18 protein-coding genes are annotated in these 15,696 nt (G+C 71.0%); 12 read left to right on the forward strand and 6 right to left on the reverse strand.

All coding sequences use genetic code 11. From position 1 onward, the window contains the following. Positions 1 to 57: 57 nt before the first annotated feature. From E1295_RS02135 to E1295_RS02145, 3 genes are all read right to left on the reverse strand, one after another. A complete protein-coding gene (locus tag E1295_RS02135) occupies positions 58 to 960 on the reverse strand; it encodes a nucleoside hydrolase (RefSeq protein ID WP_132627929.1) in 903 nt (300 codons plus the stop codon). After that, positions 945 to 1,613: a ThuA domain-containing protein gene (locus tag E1295_RS02140; protein WP_132627930.1), complete on the reverse strand. Its 669-nt coding sequence runs from the start codon at positions 1,611 to 1,613 to the stop codon at positions 945 to 947. Before E1295_RS02140 ends, E1295_RS02135 begins: the two co-directional genes overlap by 16 nt. A gap of 137 nt (positions 1,614 to 1,750) precedes the next feature. Then, a complete protein-coding gene (locus E1295_RS02145; RefSeq protein ID WP_132627931.1) occupies positions 1,751 to 2,362 on the reverse strand; it encodes a TetR/AcrR family transcriptional regulator in 612 nt (203 codons plus the stop codon). A gap of 95 nt (positions 2,363 to 2,457) precedes the next feature. On the opposite strand from E1295_RS02145, the gene E1295_RS02150 reads away from it, so the two are divergent. Continuing rightward, positions 2,458 to 3,960 carry a carboxylesterase/lipase family protein gene (locus E1295_RS02150; RefSeq protein ID WP_220448503.1) on the forward strand — a complete coding sequence of 501 codons (1,503 nt, stop codon included), beginning with the start codon at positions 2,458 to 2,460 and terminating at the stop codon, positions 3,958 to 3,960. A gap of 18 nt (positions 3,961 to 3,978) precedes the next feature. Here the strand turns inward: E1295_RS02150 and E1295_RS02155 are convergent, their stop codons facing one another. Beyond that, complete coding sequence (locus tag E1295_RS02155; RefSeq protein WP_132627932.1) at positions 3,979 to 4,620, reverse strand: class I SAM-dependent methyltransferase; 642 nt, start codon at positions 4,618 to 4,620, stop codon at positions 3,979 to 3,981. A 174-nt stretch (positions 4,621 to 4,794) separates the two neighbouring features. On the opposite strand from E1295_RS02155, the gene E1295_RS02160 reads away from it, so the two are divergent. The 3 genes from E1295_RS02160 to E1295_RS02170 are packed head-to-tail and all read left to right on the forward strand — an operon-like array spanning position 4,795 to position 6,742. Further along, entirely contained in the window at positions 4,795 to 5,493 is a 699-nt protein-coding gene (locus E1295_RS02160; RefSeq protein ID WP_132627933.1) for a hypothetical protein, read from the forward strand. Between the two features lie 12 nt (positions 5,494 to 5,505). Further along, entirely contained in the window at positions 5,506 to 6,123 is a 618-nt protein-coding gene (locus E1295_RS02165) for a hypothetical protein (RefSeq protein ID WP_132627934.1), read from the forward strand. Positions 6,124 to 6,154: 31 nt separating this feature from the next. Continuing rightward, positions 6,155 to 6,742, forward strand: coding sequence for a pyridoxamine 5'-phosphate oxidase family protein (locus E1295_RS02170; RefSeq protein WP_246079786.1), 588 nt, complete (start codon positions 6,155 to 6,157; stop codon positions 6,740 to 6,742). Between the two features lie 31 nt (positions 6,743 to 6,773). On the opposite strand, the gene E1295_RS02175 is transcribed toward E1295_RS02170, so the two are convergent. Together E1295_RS02175 and E1295_RS02180 are read right to left on the reverse strand one after the other, a co-directional pair. Next, a complete protein-coding gene (locus E1295_RS02175) occupies positions 6,774 to 7,250 on the reverse strand; it encodes a DUF488 domain-containing protein (protein WP_246079790.1) in 477 nt (158 codons plus the stop codon). A 56-nt stretch (positions 7,251 to 7,306) separates the two neighbouring features. Further along, a complete protein-coding gene (locus tag E1295_RS02180; protein ID WP_220448513.1) occupies positions 7,307 to 7,702 on the reverse strand; it encodes a RidA family protein in 396 nt (131 codons plus the stop codon). Positions 7,703 to 7,812: 110 nt separating this feature from the next. Here E1295_RS02180 and E1295_RS02185 point away from each other — a divergent pair, with 110 nt between their 5' ends. The 8 genes from E1295_RS02185 (at position 7,813) to E1295_RS02210 (ending at position 15,689) form a co-directional block, all read left to right on the forward strand. Further along, positions 7,813 to 8,787: a helix-turn-helix transcriptional regulator gene (locus E1295_RS02185; protein ID WP_132627937.1), complete on the forward strand. Its 975-nt coding sequence runs from the start codon at positions 7,813 to 7,815 to the stop codon at positions 8,785 to 8,787. 90 nt (positions 8,788 to 8,877) lie between these two features. Continuing rightward, positions 8,878 to 9,054, forward strand: coding sequence for a hypothetical protein (locus E1295_RS48440; protein WP_166427035.1), 177 nt, complete (start codon positions 8,878 to 8,880; stop codon positions 9,052 to 9,054). Positions 9,055 to 9,164: 110 nt separating this feature from the next. Continuing rightward, a complete protein-coding gene (locus E1295_RS48445; RefSeq protein ID WP_166427036.1) occupies positions 9,165 to 9,332 on the forward strand; it encodes a hypothetical protein in 168 nt (55 codons plus the stop codon). Between the two features lie 360 nt (positions 9,333 to 9,692). Next, positions 9,693 to 11,276 (forward strand): ABC transporter substrate-binding protein, encoded by a 1,584-nt coding sequence (locus tag E1295_RS02190; RefSeq protein WP_220448504.1) that lies wholly within the window; start codon positions 9,693 to 9,695, stop codon positions 11,274 to 11,276. Then, on the forward strand, positions 11,273 to 12,217 hold the full coding sequence (locus tag E1295_RS02195) for an ABC transporter permease (RefSeq protein ID WP_132627939.1): 945 nt from the start codon (positions 11,273 to 11,275) through the stop codon (positions 12,215 to 12,217). Before E1295_RS02190 ends, E1295_RS02195 begins: the two co-directional genes overlap by 4 nt. A 2-nt stretch (positions 12,218 to 12,219) precedes the next feature. Beyond that, complete coding sequence (locus E1295_RS02200; RefSeq protein WP_132627940.1) at positions 12,220 to 13,113, forward strand: ABC transporter permease; 894 nt, start codon at positions 12,220 to 12,222, stop codon at positions 13,111 to 13,113. A 38-nt stretch (positions 13,114 to 13,151) separates the two neighbouring features. Next, positions 13,152 to 13,949 (forward strand): creatininase family protein, encoded by a 798-nt coding sequence (locus E1295_RS02205; protein ID WP_220448505.1) that lies wholly within the window; start codon positions 13,152 to 13,154, stop codon positions 13,947 to 13,949. Between the two features lie 39 nt (positions 13,950 to 13,988). Further along, positions 13,989 to 15,689: an ABC transporter ATP-binding protein gene (locus E1295_RS02210; RefSeq protein ID WP_132627941.1), complete on the forward strand. Its 1,701-nt coding sequence runs from the start codon at positions 13,989 to 13,991 to the stop codon at positions 15,687 to 15,689. Positions 15,690 to 15,696 lie beyond the last annotated feature (7 nt).

Genomic DNA, 15,696 nt, shown 5'->3' on the forward strand with positions numbered 1-15,696 from the left:
AACGGCCGGTGCGACGCTCCTGCCGGGTCAGGACCTCCCCGCACCGGGCCGGGCGGCTCAGGGCAGAGCCCTCATCCGCTCGTGGAACAGGTCCAGGAAGGCCGGCGCGTCCACCGCTGTGGCGATCCGGCAGTTGGGCTCGGGCGGGTTCTCCCACATGAGCAGGTCGGCCACCGCGACCCCGCGCGTGACCCGGCCCGCCGTCTCGACGGCGACGTGCGCCTCGCTCCAGGTCACCAGATCGGGACGGGTGACCACCGCGACGGCGAGTGGGTCGTGCAGCGCGCAGCTGCCCTGCTCGATCTCCTCCCGCGGTTTGACCCGCTCCTGGTGGTCGATCCAGGCCTCGGCGTGGCGGGCCGCGATCCGGCCGAACTCCCCTCCGGACGCCAGCGCGCGGGCGTCCTCGCGGCTCAGCCGCACCCGGCGGGTCACGTCCAGTCCGACGAAGCGCAGGCGGGCGCCGCTCTCGCAGACGGCCTGGGCCGCCTCCGGGTCGCACCAGAAGTTGTACTCGCCCGGCATCGCCGCGACGTTCGTCTGCTCGAGGAACACCCCGCCCATGACGACGATCTCGCGGACCGCACGGGCGACCCCGGGCGCGATCGCGAGCGCACGCGCGACGTTGGTCAGCGGCCCGATCGCGACGACGGTCAGCCGCCCCGGCTCGGCCAGCACCCGGCGCGCGATCTCCCCGGCCGCGCCGGCGTCGGCCGGGGCGCCCCGCACCACGGGTACGTCGCCGCGTCCGAGCACCCCGAGCAGCTCACGGGTCAGCCGGGTCGAGCTCACGACGTCGCCGTTGCCGCCGACCGTCGTCACCATCTCGACATGGAGGCCGGGGTCGGCCAGGGCCAGCGCCAGCGCGAAGCCGTCGTCGACGTCCGCCCCCGGTGCCCCCATGGCCAGGTCCGTGTCGAGGATGATCCGGACCGGCTCCCGGGTCAGCGGCTCGCCCACAGCAGGCCCCGCTCGGTCAGCGTCCGCACATCGGGGTGGTCGAGGTCCTCCGGCGTGTGGCCGATCGTCGAGACGAAGACCCTGCCCTTCCCCCACTGGCGGGTCCAGACGGCGGGGCAGGTCAGCTCCTCACGCCACGGCGTGTCGTCACCCACGCCGAACGTGGTCGTGGCGAGCACGTCGTTCAGCTCGTCGGTGAGCACCCAGTACTGCTCGGTGTTCAGCTTCCAGCGGTCGAGGCCCTCGACGATCTCGTGCCCGCGCCGGTCCGGCACGACGGCCACCTCGTGCTCGACGAAGCCGCCGGGGTGCGCGGCCCACTGGCCGCCCGTGAGGTGGAGATAGTCGGGCGAGGCCCGGAAGGAGTCGCAGATCCCCCCGTGCCAGCCGGCGAGGCCGGTGCCGCCGGCGACCGCGGCGGACAGCCCGCGCACCTGCTCGCCGGTGGCGCTGCCCTGTGTGTAGCACTGCACGACGAGGTCGGCCGCGGCGAGCTTGTCGGCGTCGGCGTAGACCTCGGGGCTTTCGAGCACCTCGACGGCGTAGCCGTGCTCCTTCAGGAACGGGATGAACCGCTCGGTCGCCTCGACCGGGCTGTGCCCCTCCCAGCCGCCCCGGACGATCAGGGCCCTGCGCTTGTGCCCGCTGTCCATGCTTCTCCTTGGTTGAGGATCCGCAGGGGACTGTAGCCAATCGATTTGCAAACCGCCAGGGACGCACCTCGGCCCCAGCGATCGACCTCAGGCCGCGGTGCGCTTGGACGCCCGCCGCCCCGCGCTCGGGGCGCGGGTCACCTGCTCCGGTCGTTCCCGCTGAACAGCCTGTCGAGGTGCACGTCGATCGCGGTGAGCGCGTCGCGGGGCCGGACCACGCCCAGCTCGATCAGGGAGGTGAAGCCGGTGAGGGCGAGCAGCAGGTCGGTCTCGGTCGCCGGGTCGCGGCCGGAGTCGATGTGCCCGTCGGCGATCGCCTGGCGGACCAGCCGCTCGACGTGGCCCCGCCCTTCGACGAGGCCGCGGCGCGCCTGCTCGTGCACGACCTCGTCGTGCAGGGCCTCCAGGACGTAGGCGGCGCTCATCCGGCTGGTCGCGCGGGCGTCGGCGTGCAGGGGGAGCATTTCCGCGAGCGTCAGCCGCAGCACGTCACGGGGGTGCGGACGGTCACCGAGCTCGCGCAGCCCCCGCTCGACGCGGTGCGAGGTCTGCTCGGAGGCGAAGTCCATGGCGAAGGAGAGCATGGCGGCCCGGGAGGCGAAATAGTGTTGCAACTGGCCGAGGGAGATGCCCGCCTCCCGCGCCACCACCCGCATCGTCAGCTGCGTGACGCCGCGCCGCTCCACCACCCGCCACAGCGCTCGGGCGATCGTTTCACGGCGTTCGCGGTGATCCACCTGTTTCGGCATCGCCGGCTCTCCCTCGTACCCCGCAGCCGTTTCCATACAGTTGACATAATACAAGTGACTTATAAGCTTGGGGTCCACTCGAGGAAGGAAGCGTCATGCCCGGAGCACTGCCGGAGCGGCCAAGGGTGCGCACCACCGAAGGTGTGGTGCAGGGGCGCGGGCGGAAGGGGCACGCGGTGTTCCGCGGCATCCCCTACGCCCGGCCACCGGTCGGAGCGCTCCGCTTCGCCGCGCCCGCGCCGCCGCACCACTGGGAGGGGACGAGGCAGGCGGTCGAGTTCGGCCCCGTGGTGCCGCTGTCCCTGCCGATCGACGTGCCCCCGCAGGGCAGCGACTGGCTGACGCTCAACGTCGGCACGCCGGATCCCGGCGCGGCGGGACTGCCGGTGCTGGTGTGGATCCCCGTGGGCGGCTACCTCTCGGCGGCGTCGAGCGACCCGATGTTCGACCCGGCAGCGCTGGCCGAGGCGGGACTCGTCGTGGTGACCATCAACTGCCGCGTGGGCGCGGAGGGTTTCGCGTTCCTCGACGACGCGCCGCCCAACCGCGGTTTCCTCGACCAGATCGCGGCGCTGGAGTGGGTGCAGCGCAACATCGCCTCCTTCGGGGGCGACCCCGGCCAGGTCACCGTGGCCGGGGTGTCTGCCGGGGCGGGGTCGGTCGCCGCCCTGCTGACGATGAAGGCGGCGCGCGGCCTGTTCCGGCGGGCCATCGCCCACTCGGTGCCGGGGCTGCACAGCACCCCCGCGCTGGCGCGGGAGATCACCGCCGCGTTCGCGGACCGGCTCGGCGCAGCGGCCCCCACCGCCGAGGCCCTGCGCGACATCGACCCATGGCACCTGGCCGCCGAGCTCACCTCCTTCAACGCCGGCCTCCACGCGCACCGGGAGAGCTGGGGACGCCTCGTGGAGAGCGGCACCGCCCTGTGTCCCGTCGTCGACGGCGAGGTCCTCCCGGAAACGCCCTGGCCCGCGCTGGCCGGCGCGCGCGCGAGCGGGACCGAACTGCTCGTCGGCCACGCCCGGGACGAATTCCGGTACTTCAGCGTCATGAGCGGACGGTACGGCACCTTCACCGAGGAGGACGCCCACGCGGCCCTGGAGCTGCTCGCCCCGCAGCCGGACGGCGCGCGGGCCTACCGTGCCGCGTTCCCGCAGGCAGGCCCGGAGGAGCTGGTGGAGACGGTCTACTCCGACGCCCTCTTCCGCATGCCGTCACAGAAGCTGGCCGAGGCGAACGCCGCCGCCGGCGGCACGTCGTACCTGTTCGAACTGTGCTGGAGCGCCCCCGTCCTCGGCGGCATCCTGGGCGCCTGCCACAGCCTCGACGTGCCCCTGGCGTTCGGCACGCTGGACAGCCCCGTCGGCACCCAGCTCATCGGCGAGGACCCCACTCCCGAGGCCGTCGCGCTCTCCCGCGAACTCCAGGAGGCATGGGTCCGCTTCGTCACCACCGGCGACGCGGGCTGGTCCGCCCACCGGCCCGGCGGGCACCTCACCCGCGTCCTGGACACCGAGTCGAAGACTCTGCCCTACCCCGAACAGGCATCCCGCCGGATCTGGGAAGGCCACTCCCCCGCCCCCTTCGACCTCTCGTAGGGGCGGCGCCACCGCAGGTCAGCGGCGGTGCAGGGTGAACCAGTACGTCGGCACGTCGTTGGTGCCGGAGGTGACCTCGCTGAGGTCCCAGCCGGTGAAACGGGTACGCAGCTCGTCGGCGGTGACGCCGCTCCAGCCGTCGTCGAAGGCCCCAGGACCGTAGCCGAACATGAGCAGCCGGGCGCCCGGCAGGGCCCGGCGGGTGACCCCGGCGGCGTAGGCGTCCCGGCGGTGGCGGGGGATGCCGCAGTAGCAGCTCAGGTCGAAGAACAGGCCGAACCCGTCGCCGACGTCGAGATCGTCCAGCCGGGTCACGTCGCCGCGCAGCAGCCTCACCCGCCGGCCGGCGGCCTCGGCCTTGACCCCTGCCTGCTCGACGGCCCGGTCGACCAGGTCCACGCCCACCACGTCCCACCCGTGGCCGGCGAGGTAGACGGCGTTGGTGCCGGTGCCGCAGCCCAGGTCGAGCGCCCGGCCGGGCGGCAACGCCCGCGGCCCCTCCACCGTGTCGACGAGCTCGGGAGCCGGTACGCCGGTGTCCCACGGCGGCCTGCCGGATGCGTAGTAGGCCTGCAACATCTCCTTGACGGCGGCCTCCTGCCCGGGGCCGTCCTCCCTCCCCCGGCTGATGTGCAGCCATGCCGCGCGCTCCAGATCCATGCGACCTCGTTTCTAGAGTTGATTACTAGAGATGACACCTAGTTATACCTTCGAGCCCCGGCGGCTGTCCATGGGCCGGGAGCGGGCCGAGAACAAAACGAAACGCGCCGGCGTCTAACGTCCCGTGATCAGTGCGACACGTTCCTGCGCCGCCGGACCTGTTTCCGGCCCGGCATGACGGACGAGCGAGCTCACGACGTACGGGACGCCGCCGGCGCCTTCCGGGCGGCCCGCCGCGCCGGCATGCGCGGAGCGCCCGATCCCACCTCGGCCCTCGGCATCGCGGCCATGGCCATCGGGCTGCTGGTGTACTTCGCCTCACAGGCGCTGCCGGAACAGGGCCTCGGCTTTCTCACCTCCGACACGGTGTTCTTCATCCTTTTCCCGCTGGCGCTCGCCGCCGTCACGGGGACCACGGGAGTGCGCGAGACCTCCGCCAGGCTCCGGATGCGGCGGGCATGGCGGCGCGCGGAGCGCGGAGAGGTGGTGCAGGCTCTCACCGGTGTGGCCCTGCGGGAGGGCCGCACGGTGGCGGGCTGTCCGGTGCGCACGGTCATCGCCCACGTGGACGGGCGGGCGCGCTTCGTCCGGCTGGCGTTCGCACGAGCCGGCGACGCGGCGCGGCTGCCGCCGGGCCCGGTGCGGATCGACCTGTTCGACGGCCCGTCCGTACGTGGCCCGGCACGGTTGCGCCCCGGCCACGGAGGTGTGGTCTGGGCGTTCGCGACGCGGAACGGCGACCTGGTCGTGGAGGAGGAGACACGCTACACCGTCGAGGACGGCTGGCCTGACAGCGGCGCAGACGCCGAGCCCTCTCCGGGCTGGCCGGGCGGCTCCGACGGCGACGGGAACGACGGCGACGGCGGGGAGTAGGCAATCGGGCAGGTGCGCTGCCCGGACCTGGCCGCCGCCGCTCGTAGCCCGAGCACCACGACCACCACGGCCACACCGGCTACCCCGACCACGGCGGCGGGCGCCACGCCGGACGCGCGTACGTCACCGGCGACCCGCGAGCTGGAGTTCTACGTCACCGGCGACGTCAGGCTCATCTCACTGACCTACACCCTCAACGGCCGGGCCACGACCTTGAGAGACGATCCCGGCAAGCCCCCGGGTCACCCGGTGGCGGCTGCGCTATCGCTTTCCCGCGGGCCGCGTCAAGTGGCGGGTTCTGGTGGACGGTTTCGAATACGGGACCGGCAGCGGCTCCAGTGCTTCCCAACCCAGCAGCGGAGGGAGCAAAGGAGCCGCGCTCTCCTCCGTGTCTTCGATCGGGGCCTGTACCACTGGATCCGCCACCACACGTTCAGCCGGGAGCCGGAACGCGCGTGGCGTCGGCGGATCACCGGCGTCCTGCACCGCGCGGCGTGCGTCAGGCAGGTCCAGAGCAACGCGGCGGCCGGCGAGATCGAGGCCCGCGCGGCGGGCGACACGTACCGTGGCATTCTCGTCGGAATCACGTTGATCGAGCGAGACAACGCCGGAGAGGGTGGGGAGGCCTGACGACCGCCGCGTCGAAAAACCGGCGGCCGCGATGTCGAGAACGTGGCGCCGGCTCCGTCCTGGGTACACCGGCGGCCACGACGGGGCCGCCGGCCACGACGAGACGACGAAAGGCACGACCGTGGAACCGAACGAGGTCACCGAAGTCCTGAACCGCCCGCTCAGCCAGGAACTGCTGGCCCGCGACCTGACCCGCCTGGCCTACGTCGCCAAGGACGGCACCCCGCGCAACATACCGATCGGGTTCACCTGGAACGGCTCGCAGATCGTCATGTGCACGACGAAGAACGCCCCGAAGCTCCCGTCCCTGCGCCGCAACCCGCAGGTCGCCCTGACGATCGACACCGAGGTGCACCCGCCGAAGATCCTGCTCATCCGGGGCCGGGCCGAGCTGGACGTCGTGGACGGCATCCCGGAGGAGTACCTCCGGATGAACGGCTCCTACCAGATGACCCCCGAGCAACGGACCGTCTGGGAGGAGCAGGTGCACGCGCTCTACGACGGCATGGTCCGGATCGTCGTGACGCCGACGTGGGCGAAACTGATCGACTTCGAGACGACCATGCCGACCGCCGTCGAAGAGCTGATGCGGCGGCAGGAGGAACGCCGGCGCGCCTGAGCGGCGTGGGGTGAGGCTCTCCCATCGCGCGTCACGACGGGCGCAGGTGCTCGATCGTGACGTGGTGCCGCTCGGCCAGCCGCTGGGCGACCAGCGAGCGGTGGCACGCCTCGGGATCGCGCTCGACGCAGAGCAGCGCCGCGGTCCCGCTGCCCGGCAGCGCCGACACGATCGGCGTCAGGTCGGCGCGGTCGAGGACCTCGCCGGTGTAGCGGCGGGCGTACGCGGCGGCGAGTTCGCGGCGCGAGCGTTTGCCGACCCCCTGGCGGTCGTCCTCGGCGTACTGGAGCCGGCGCAGCTCGGTGGTCGGGGCGAGCTCACGGTGGTGCTCATAGGCGATGCCGGCCTCGGCGAGGGCCGCCTGCAGCCGGTGTGCGTTCGCCCAGGCGTACTCGGGCCCGCGGACCCCGCGGCGCTGGCGTACGTCCAGCAGCAGCCGGACGTCCGCCTGCCGCAGTCGTCGCAGGAAGGACTCGCCGCCGAACCCGTGCACGCCGATCGTCACCATCCTGGGCACCGGAGATCATCCACCTTCCTGCGGCTCGTACCGGGTTCGGACCGGCGTCAGGCGACGGCGGTCCCTTCGAGCTCGACCATCAGCTCGGGGATCGCCAGCCGGCTCACCCCGAGCATCGTGGTGGACGGCGCCACCCCCGCGGCGCCCAGCCGCGACGCCAGCACGCCGTAGTGCTCGAAGAGCCGGTCGACGTCGGTGGTGTAGACGTTGAGCCGGACGAGGTTCGCGAGGGACATGCCGGCCTCGCCCAGCACGGCCTGCAGGTTGTCGAGGCTCAGCGCCAGCTGCGCCGCCATGTCACCAGTATGCCGGGGCTCGCCCTCGGCACCCATCGCGGCCTGCCCGGCGCAGTACAGAGTCCGGGTGTGCCCGGAGACGACCTCTCCCTGGTTGTAGCCCAGCTTCAGCGACCACTCCCACGGGTTGACGGCCGTTCGCTCCACTGCCATGTCGGTTCCTTTCACGTCGTCGGCTCGGTGGCCGCCGGTCAGTGGTGATCAGCCTCCCAGCGAATCACGACATCTTTTGTCGTATATTTCGCTAGATTTGTCGCATGCGTGCTGACCGGTTGGTCAAGCTGGTCCTGCTGCTGCGCCGGCACGGCAGGCTGTCGGCGACCACGCTGGCCGGCGAGCTGGAGGTGTCGACCCGCACCGTGCTGCGCGACATCGAGGCGCTGTCCGCGGCCGGCGTCCCGGTCTACGCCGAGCGCGGCCGGCACGGCGGTTTCGCGTTGTTGCCCGGCTTCCGCACCGAGCTCACCGGCCTCAACCACGACGAGGCCCTTGCCCTTCTGGTCGCCGGGTCGCGGCGCGGCGCGCAGGCCTTCGGCCTCGGCTCCGCGCTGGCCTCGGCGATGCTCAAGGTGGTCGACGCGCTGCCCGAGAGCTATCGCGACACCGCGGCCGGGGCGGCCGAGCGGCTGCTCATCGACCCGGAGACCGACCTCCTCTCGCGCCGGCTGGTCACCGAGGAGCCGCCGGACACCGTCACGGCGGAGGTCCTGCGGGCGGTGTTCGCCGGGCACAAACTGCACATCCTCTACGCGGCGGTGAACCAGAGCCCGAAGTGGCGCACGGTGGACCCGATCGGCCTGGTCACCGTACGCGACCGGGGCTACCTGCTGGCCGCGCGGTCCGGCGAGGACCGCACCTACCGGCTGTCCCGGATCCTGGCCGCCGAGGTGCTGGCCGAACCGGCGCAGCGGCCGGACCGGGTCGATCTGGACCGGGCCTGGCAGGAACGCAGCACCCGCTTCCGTACCGGCGGCGACCAGGTCACCGTGCTGGCACGGGTGGATCCGGCGCGGCGGGAGGACCTGGTGGGCACCGCGCTGGCCGTCCTCGCCGAGAGCGCCGACCCGGACGGCCCGCTGCGGCTGGAGGTGACCTTCCAGGACCGCCGGCACGCCGAATGGGCGTTGTGGCAGCTCGGCGCGTACGCGGAGGCCCTGGCCCCGCAGTGGTTGCGCGCCTCGCTGCACGAGCGCGCCACGGCGATCGCCGCCCGCTACGAGGAGTGCCTTTGACGGGCCGCGCTATCGCCGCGCTAATCGCCCGCCAGAGCCGCGTTCCACAATCGCCGCGACCGTAGCAGGCAATGCATAAGGAGGCAGGACGTGAGCGTGCTCATCGACAAGGCGCTGGCGCTGGTACTTCCCGAGGTGAAGGCGTCCGCGGTGTGCAAGACCCTCTACAAGTGCGCCCCGGCCGGCTATTTCAAGAGGGTGTGCTGCTCGTCGTCCGGTGACAACTGCTCGCCCTGGGAGCGGATCAGCCCGATCTGCCCGGTCTAGGACGTACGCACCGCCGGACGGGCCGCGCTAGCGCGGCGCTAATGGCCCGCCAGCGCCCGGTCCGAGAATCGCCGCGACCGTCAGCAGTCAGTGACACAAGGAGGCAGCACGTGAGTGTGCTCATCGACAAGGCGCTGGCCCTGGTACTTCCCGAGGTGAAGGCGTCCGCCCAGCCCTGCGCGTGGCAGTACAGGTGCTCCTTGACGGGCTATTACAGGAGGAAGTGCTGCCACATGTGCTCGTCCTGGGAGCGGATCGGCGCGGCCTGCCCGGTCTAGGAGCGCCGAAGAGGCCGGGCTCCGCGAGGGCCCCGTCGCCCGTGCTCGCGCAAGGCCCCCTGTGCCGTGAGGCACAGGGGGCCTTCGCGTGCGGTGACCCGGTGCGCCGGTGCTCGCCGACCTCGACACGCACGGGGTCCGAGGAGTCGGAAGGCGTCCTGGTGTGACGCCCGGTTCCGCCAGGGCAGGGGGACGTCGTACGCCCCGCGCCACGCCCATGTTCCGGGCCGGTAGGGGGCCGGTTTTCGGTTAGCCGTTGACCCTTCTTGTGAACGCCGTGTATACATGCGCCATACACGCTGGATCCAACCCCAGACGGCTCAGTGTCAGGCCCGGCGACCTGGAGATGTCATGGCGATAATGAGCAGGCGAAGCTTCCTCGCGGGGAGTGCCGCCGCGTTGGGGACCACGACGCTGGCGGCCTGCGGCAACCCGGTGACCCTGCCGGAGTCCATGGAGGCCGTCCAGCCCCAAGCCAACGGTCCCAGCCGCGGCGGAGCTCTCTACTTCGGTCTGTCCACCGATCCGGCCAACCTGGATCCGCACGTCTCCACGGGCAGCGCGTCGGACTACCTGCGGCAGCTCGCGTACAACGGCCTGGTCCAGTACGACGGCTCCGGCGAGATCATCGCCGATCTCGCGAGCGAGTTCGGCTGGAGCGACAAGCTGACGTACAAGGTGAAGCTGCGCCCGGGCGTGAGGTTCCACGACGGGTCCACCCTGACGGCGGAGGACGTGGTCTTCTCCTTCCGCCGCATGATGGACAAGGAGACAGCGGCGACGTCGGGGCCGCTGCTCGACCAGGTCGAGTCCGTCGAGGCCGTCGACGCCACCGCGGTGGCCTTCCGCTTCAAGCAGCCCGACGTGGCCTTCCCGTTCGCCCTCGCGGCGCCCACCTCCAACATCGTCTCCAGGAAGTGGATCGAGTCGGGCGCGAACAGCAAGACCCAGATGATGGGCACCGGCCCGTTCCGGTTCGTCGAGCGCATCCCCGGTGTCAGCACCACGTTCGTCCGGTTCGACGACTACTTCGAGCCCGAACTGCCCTACCTCAACGGCATCGTGTTCCAGCCGATGGGCGACGACTACGCGCGGGTGACGGCGCTCCGCACCGCCACCGTCGACATGATCGACTACGTCCCGGCGACCCATGTGGGGGTCATCACCCGCAACCCGCGGCTGCGGTTCGCGTCCGACAAGACGTTCGGCTTCGGGTTCGTCGGGTTCGTCACCACGCAGCCGCCGTTCGACGACGTACGGGTCCGCAAGGCGATCGCCCTGTCGATCAACAGGCCCTCGGTCCTCGACACCGCGCTGCTCGGCAACGGGCGTCCCATGGACGGGGCTCTCATGCCCGAGACGTTCGCCCCCTACGCGAGCCGCCTCGACGGCACCATGCCGTACGACCCCGAGCAGGCCAAGTTCCTGCTCAAGCAGGCGGGCCAGGAGGGGCTGACGCTGCCGGTGGTCACCACCAGCTCCTACTCGGTCATCGCCCGGCCCGCGCAGGCCATGCTGCCGGGCCTGCGCGCGGCCGGCATGAACGTCAACCTCACCCAGCAGGAGTGGCTGACCTTCCGGGCCAGCGTGGCCGGCAAGACGTTCCCGGTCCACTCGTGGGGCACGGCGCCGAAGTACGGCGATCCGGCGTCGCTGAGCGACTTCATCGGCAGCACCGGCACCTTCGCGGAGAACCTCGGCTTCCGCGACGACAAGATCGACGACCTGCTCGCCCAGGGGCGGAGGACGACCGACCCGAGCCTGCGGAACGAGATCTACCTCGAGGCCGAGAAACGGGCGCTGGAGCTCGTCCCGATGACCTACACCGTCCGCCGCGAGCAGGGCGAGGCTCACTACACCTACGTCAGGGGTTACGAGCACCCGCCGAAAGGCGCGTGGACCGCCACGGCTCTCCGCCGGACCTGGATGGAGAAGACAGCGTGAGGCGTTTCCTTGTCAGACGACTCGCCCAGGCGATCGTCCAGCTGCTCCTCGTCGGGAGCATCGTGTTCTTCCTCGCCCGGCTCATTCCCGGCGACCCCGCGAGGGCCGCCCTGGGGGACGCCGCCACGGAGGAGCAGGTGGCCCTGACCAGGGCCGCGATGCACCTCGACGAGCCCTTCCTCGGGCAGTTCCTCGGATTCTGGGGGCGGCTCTTCCAGGGCGACCTCGGCACCTCCATGATCAGTGGGCGCGAGGTGATGCAGGACCTCCCCTCCCGCATCGGCAACTCCCTCGAACTGGTCCTGCTCGCCCTGGCCGTCTCCCTGGTGATCGGCATCGTGCTCGGCCGCATCGCCGCCACCCGGGCCGACAAGCCGGCGGACCACGCGCTGGTCGCCGGGTCGATCTTCGGGATCTCCCTTCCCGTCTTCGTCGTCGGAACCCTGCTCCTGCTGGTGTTCGCGGTCCTGTTCCCGATCCTGCCGCCCCGCCGGTTCACCTCCCCATGGGAGGATCCGGTCGCGCACCTGCAGATCCTCGTCCTCCCGGTGGTCACGCTGGCGGCGGCCTCATGCGCCGTGGTCACCCGGATGACCAGGGCGGCGATGCTCGAGACGCTCAACGCCGACTACGTCCGTACGGCACGGGCCAAGGGGCTCGCCGAGAAGCGGGTCATCAGGCGTCACGCGCTGCGGACCGCCATGTTGCCGGTGGTCTCCATGACGACCGTCGAGCTGACGACGCTCATCGGCAGCACGGTCCTGGTCGAGACCATCTTCGGCTGGCCGGGGATGAGCTCCCTGCTCATGAACGCCGTGGGGCAGCGCGACTATCCCGTCATCCAGGCCGTCGTTCTCGCCGCGGCCACCATCGTCATCCTGGTCAACCTGGTCGGAGACCTGGCTGTCAGGGTCCTCGATCCTCGGGCGGAGGACAACTGATCATGGCAACCGCTCCGGAGTCACTGGCGCAGGCCCTTCCTGACACGCCACCGCGCACGAACGGCGGCAGGAAGCCCTTCCTCAAGCGCATGCTGGCCAACCGCAGGACGTCCGTCGCGGGCGCCTTCCTCCTGCTGGTCGTCGTCGTCGCGGTGTTCGCGCCGCTCATCGCCCCCCACGACTACCGCGACATCGTCGGCAAACCGCTGACCTCCGGCGGGCCGCTCGGCATCGACGACTTCGGCCGCGACGTCCTGTCCCGGCTGATCATCGGGCTGCGTACCTCACTCGGCGTGGCCGTGTCGGCGGTCCTGGTGGCGGGGGTCATCGGGGTCGCGCTGGGCCTGGTGGCCGGTTACGTCGGCCGGTGGGTGTCGACGATCATCATGCGCGGCATCGACGTGCTGCTCAGCTTCCCCCCGATCGTGCTGGCGATCGCGGTGGTGGCGATCCTGGGCCCGGCGCTGGTCAACGTCGTGCTCGTCATCGGCGTGCTCTACATCCCGAGGTTCACGCGGATCGTCTACAGCCAGGTGCTCTCGATCAGGAGCATGGAGTACGTCGAAGCCTCGAAGATCATGGGGACGAGACCGGCCGACATCCTCGCCAAGACGATCCTGCCGAACGTGTCCGCGCCGATCATCGTCCAGCTCAGCCTCTCGGTGAGCTTCGCCATCCAGATGGAGGCGGGCCTGAGCTTCCTCGGCCTCGGCGCGCAGCCGCCGCTGCCGTCGCTGGGCACGATGGTCGGCGCGGGACGCGACTTCCTGGAGGTGCAGCCGACGCTGCTGATCTACCCGTCCGTTCTTATCATTCTCGTCGTCCTCGCGCTCAACGTGTTCGGGGACGGCATGCGCGACCTTCTCGACCCGCGGCACCGCGGCAAGAACTCCTGACAGCTCCCTCAGATCCCTCAGAGAGGAACATCATCACCATGGCCCTTCCCGCCACGCACAGGCTCGGCGAGCTCTCCTGGACCCAGGTCAAGGAGTTGGCGGAGCAGGATCCGATCATCCTTCTGCCCATCGGAGCCGTCGAACAGCACGGGCCCCACCTGCCGATCCACGAGGACTCCATCGTGGCCGAGTGGGTCGCGGACAAGCTGGCGAAGGAGAACGGCTGCTATGTCGCGCCCGCCCTCAACTACGGGCACTCCGGCACCTTCCGCGGCTACAACGGCAACCTCTCGCTGAGCCAGACCACGCTGCGCAACGTCACGTACGAGCTCATCGAGGCCCTGGTCCGGTCCGGTTTCCGGCGCATCGTCATCATCGACAACAACGGCGGGAACGTCGGGCCGGTCACCGGCGCCGGCCTCGACGCGCGGCGCGACTTCGGGGTCCTCATCGGGCACCTGTATCCGTGGCAGCTGGGCTACGCGCTCATGCGGGACGTGTACGACGACCCGGCCACCGCGTACGGGCACGGGGCGGAGCCCGAGCACTCGGCGATGCTGGCGATGTTCCCCGAGCAGGTGCAGGGCGACCTCGCCGTGGCCGGCGGCCTGGAGTCCTCCAGCGGCTGGACCCCGACGAGCTACACGGAGGCGGCGATCCCCGGCTACGACGTCCGCGGGACCGTCTTCTGGGACTTCTCCGAGGTCAGCTCCACGGGATGCACGGGCGACGTGAGCCTGGGCAGCGCGAAGACCGGCGAGATCTGGATCGAGCGGGTCATCGGCTTCTGCTCGGCGTACATCCAGGAGTACGACCGCAACACCTCGGCGAAGTAGCTGCCGCTCCCTTCCTGTACGAGCACCTGAGGAGAGGCCATGACGACCGGCAGGACGACCGGCAAGAGCACCGGCAAGAACACCGGCACGACCCCTTCCGACCCGATCCTCGCGGTCGAGCGGCTCTCGGTGGACTTCCAGATCGCCGGCGAGTGGACACCGGCCGTGAAGGACGTCAGCTTCTCGGTCGCCAAGGGCGAGGTGGTGGCCCTGGTGGGCGAGTCGGGCTCCGGCAAGTCCGTGAGCTCGATGTCCGTACTCGGGCTGCTGGGGCCGAACGCGCGTCGCCGCGGCAGCATCCGGTTCGGCGGCACCGAGCTGCTCGACCTCGACGAGGAGGCCCTGCGCGCCATCCGCGGCAGGCGGATCGCGATGATCTTCCAGGAGCCGATGACGGCGCTCAACCCCGTCTACTCCATCGGCGAGCAGATCATCGAGGCGATCCAGTGCCACGAGCCCGTACCGGCGGCCGAGGCCCGTACGCGCACGCTGGAGCTGCTGAAGAAGGTCGGGATCCCGGAGCCGGAGCGCCGCATCCACAGCTACCCGCACCAGCTCTCCGGCGGCCAGCGTCAGCGCGCCATGATCGCCATGGCCGTCTCCGGCTCACCAGAGGTGATCATCGCTGACGAGCCGACCACGGCGCTCGACGTCACGGTCCAGGCGGAGATCCTCGAACTGCTGCGCCGCCTGCGGGAGGACCTCGGCTCAGCGGTCGTCATCATCACCCACGACATGGGGGTGGTCGCCGACCTCGCCGACCGGGTGGTGGTCATGCGACAGGGGCAGGTCGTGGAGGAGGCGCCGGTCACCCGGCTCTTCTCCGACCCGCGGCATGACTACACCAGGGAACTGCTGTCCGCGGTGCCGCGGCAGAAGCCGGACGAGGAGCCGGAGGCGGACGCGGGCGACGCCGGTGGGAGCACGACGCTCCGGGTCGCCGATCTCGAGGTCGAATACCCGGGGCGGATGGGCCGGAAGGGCTTCAAGGCCGTACACGGAGTCAGTGTCAGCATCGAGAAGGGCAAGGTCCTCGGCCTCGTGGGCGAGTCCGGCTCGGGCAAGTCCACCATCGGCCGGGCGATCGTCGGCCTGGTGCGGGCGTCGGCCGGTTCCATCGAGATCTGCGGGCAGGACGTGACGAGCCTCAAGCCCAAGGAGCTGCGCGGCCTGCGCAGGAAATACTCGATGGTCTTCCAGGACCCGGGGTCGTCGCTGAACCCGCGCCTGTCGATCGGGGACTCGATCGCGGCCCCCATGATCGTCAACCGCTACGCGGACCGCCGTGCCGTCCAGCAGCGGGTGCTGGACCTGCTCGACCAGGTGGAACTGCCCACGAGCTGGGCCGACCGGTTCCCGCACGAGTTGTCGGGCGGTCAGCGGCAGCGCGTCGGCATCGCCCGCGCGCTGGCGCTCGATCCGGAGCTGCTCATCGCCGACGAGCCGACGTCGGCGCTCGACGTCTCGGTCCAGGCCACCGTCCTGCGGTTGTTCCAGGACCTGCAGGACAGGCTCGGCTTCTCCTGCCTGTTCATCAGCCACGACCTGGGCGTGGTCGAACTGCTCTCCCACGACGTGGCCGTGCTGCAGCACGGGCGGCTGGTGGAGAGCGGCCCCGCCCGCGACGTGCTGCGCGACCCGGGGACGGACTACACCAGGAGGCTGATCGCGGCGGCGCCGGTGCCCGATCCGGTCGAGCAGGCCGAGCGCCGCAGGCTCTGGCGGGAGATGGCGGGGTGAGGGCCCC

The sequence above is a fragment of the Nonomuraea mesophila genome (assembly GCF_004352805.1).
Classification (GTDB): domain Bacteria; phylum Actinomycetota; class Actinomycetes; order Streptosporangiales; family Streptosporangiaceae; genus Nonomuraea; species Nonomuraea longispora.

Excerpts from the sequence above, each read along its gene's own strand:
- E1295_RS02140 (WP_132627930.1), bottom strand. The coding sequence starts at position 1,613 with ATGGACAGCGGGCACAAGCGCAGGGCCCTGATCGTCCGGGGCGGCTGG.
- E1295_RS02145 (WP_132627931.1), bottom strand. The coding sequence starts at position 2,362 with ATGCCGAAACAGGTGGATCACCGCGAACGCCGTGAAACGATCGCCCGA.
- E1295_RS02150 (WP_220448503.1), top strand. The coding sequence starts at position 2,458 with ATGCCCGGAGCACTGCCGGAGCGGCCAAGGGTGCGCACCACCGAAGGT.
- E1295_RS02155 (WP_132627932.1), bottom strand. The coding sequence starts at position 4,620 with ATGGATCTGGAGCGCGCGGCATGGCTGCACATCAGCCGGGGGAGGGAG.
- E1295_RS02160 (WP_132627933.1), top strand. The coding sequence starts at position 4,795 with ATGACGGACGAGCGAGCTCACGACGTACGGGACGCCGCCGGCGCCTTC.
- E1295_RS02170 (WP_246079786.1), top strand. The coding sequence starts at position 6,155 with ATGTCGAGAACGTGGCGCCGGCTCCGTCCTGGGTACACCGGCGGCCAC.
- E1295_RS02175 (WP_246079790.1), bottom strand. The coding sequence starts at position 7,250 with ATGGTGACGATCGGCGTGCACGGGTTCGGCGGCGAGTCCTTCCTGCGA.
- E1295_RS02185 (WP_132627937.1), top strand. The coding sequence starts at position 7,813 with ATGCGTGCTGACCGGTTGGTCAAGCTGGTCCTGCTGCTGCGCCGGCAC.
- E1295_RS02190 (WP_220448504.1), top strand. The coding sequence starts at position 9,693 with ATGAGCAGGCGAAGCTTCCTCGCGGGGAGTGCCGCCGCGTTGGGGACC.
- E1295_RS02200 (WP_132627940.1), top strand. The coding sequence starts at position 12,220 with ATGGCAACCGCTCCGGAGTCACTGGCGCAGGCCCTTCCTGACACGCCA.
- E1295_RS02205 (WP_220448505.1), top strand. The coding sequence starts at position 13,152 with ATGGCCCTTCCCGCCACGCACAGGCTCGGCGAGCTCTCCTGGACCCAG.
- E1295_RS02210 (WP_132627941.1), top strand. The coding sequence starts at position 13,989 with ATGACGACCGGCAGGACGACCGGCAAGAGCACCGGCAAGAACACCGGC.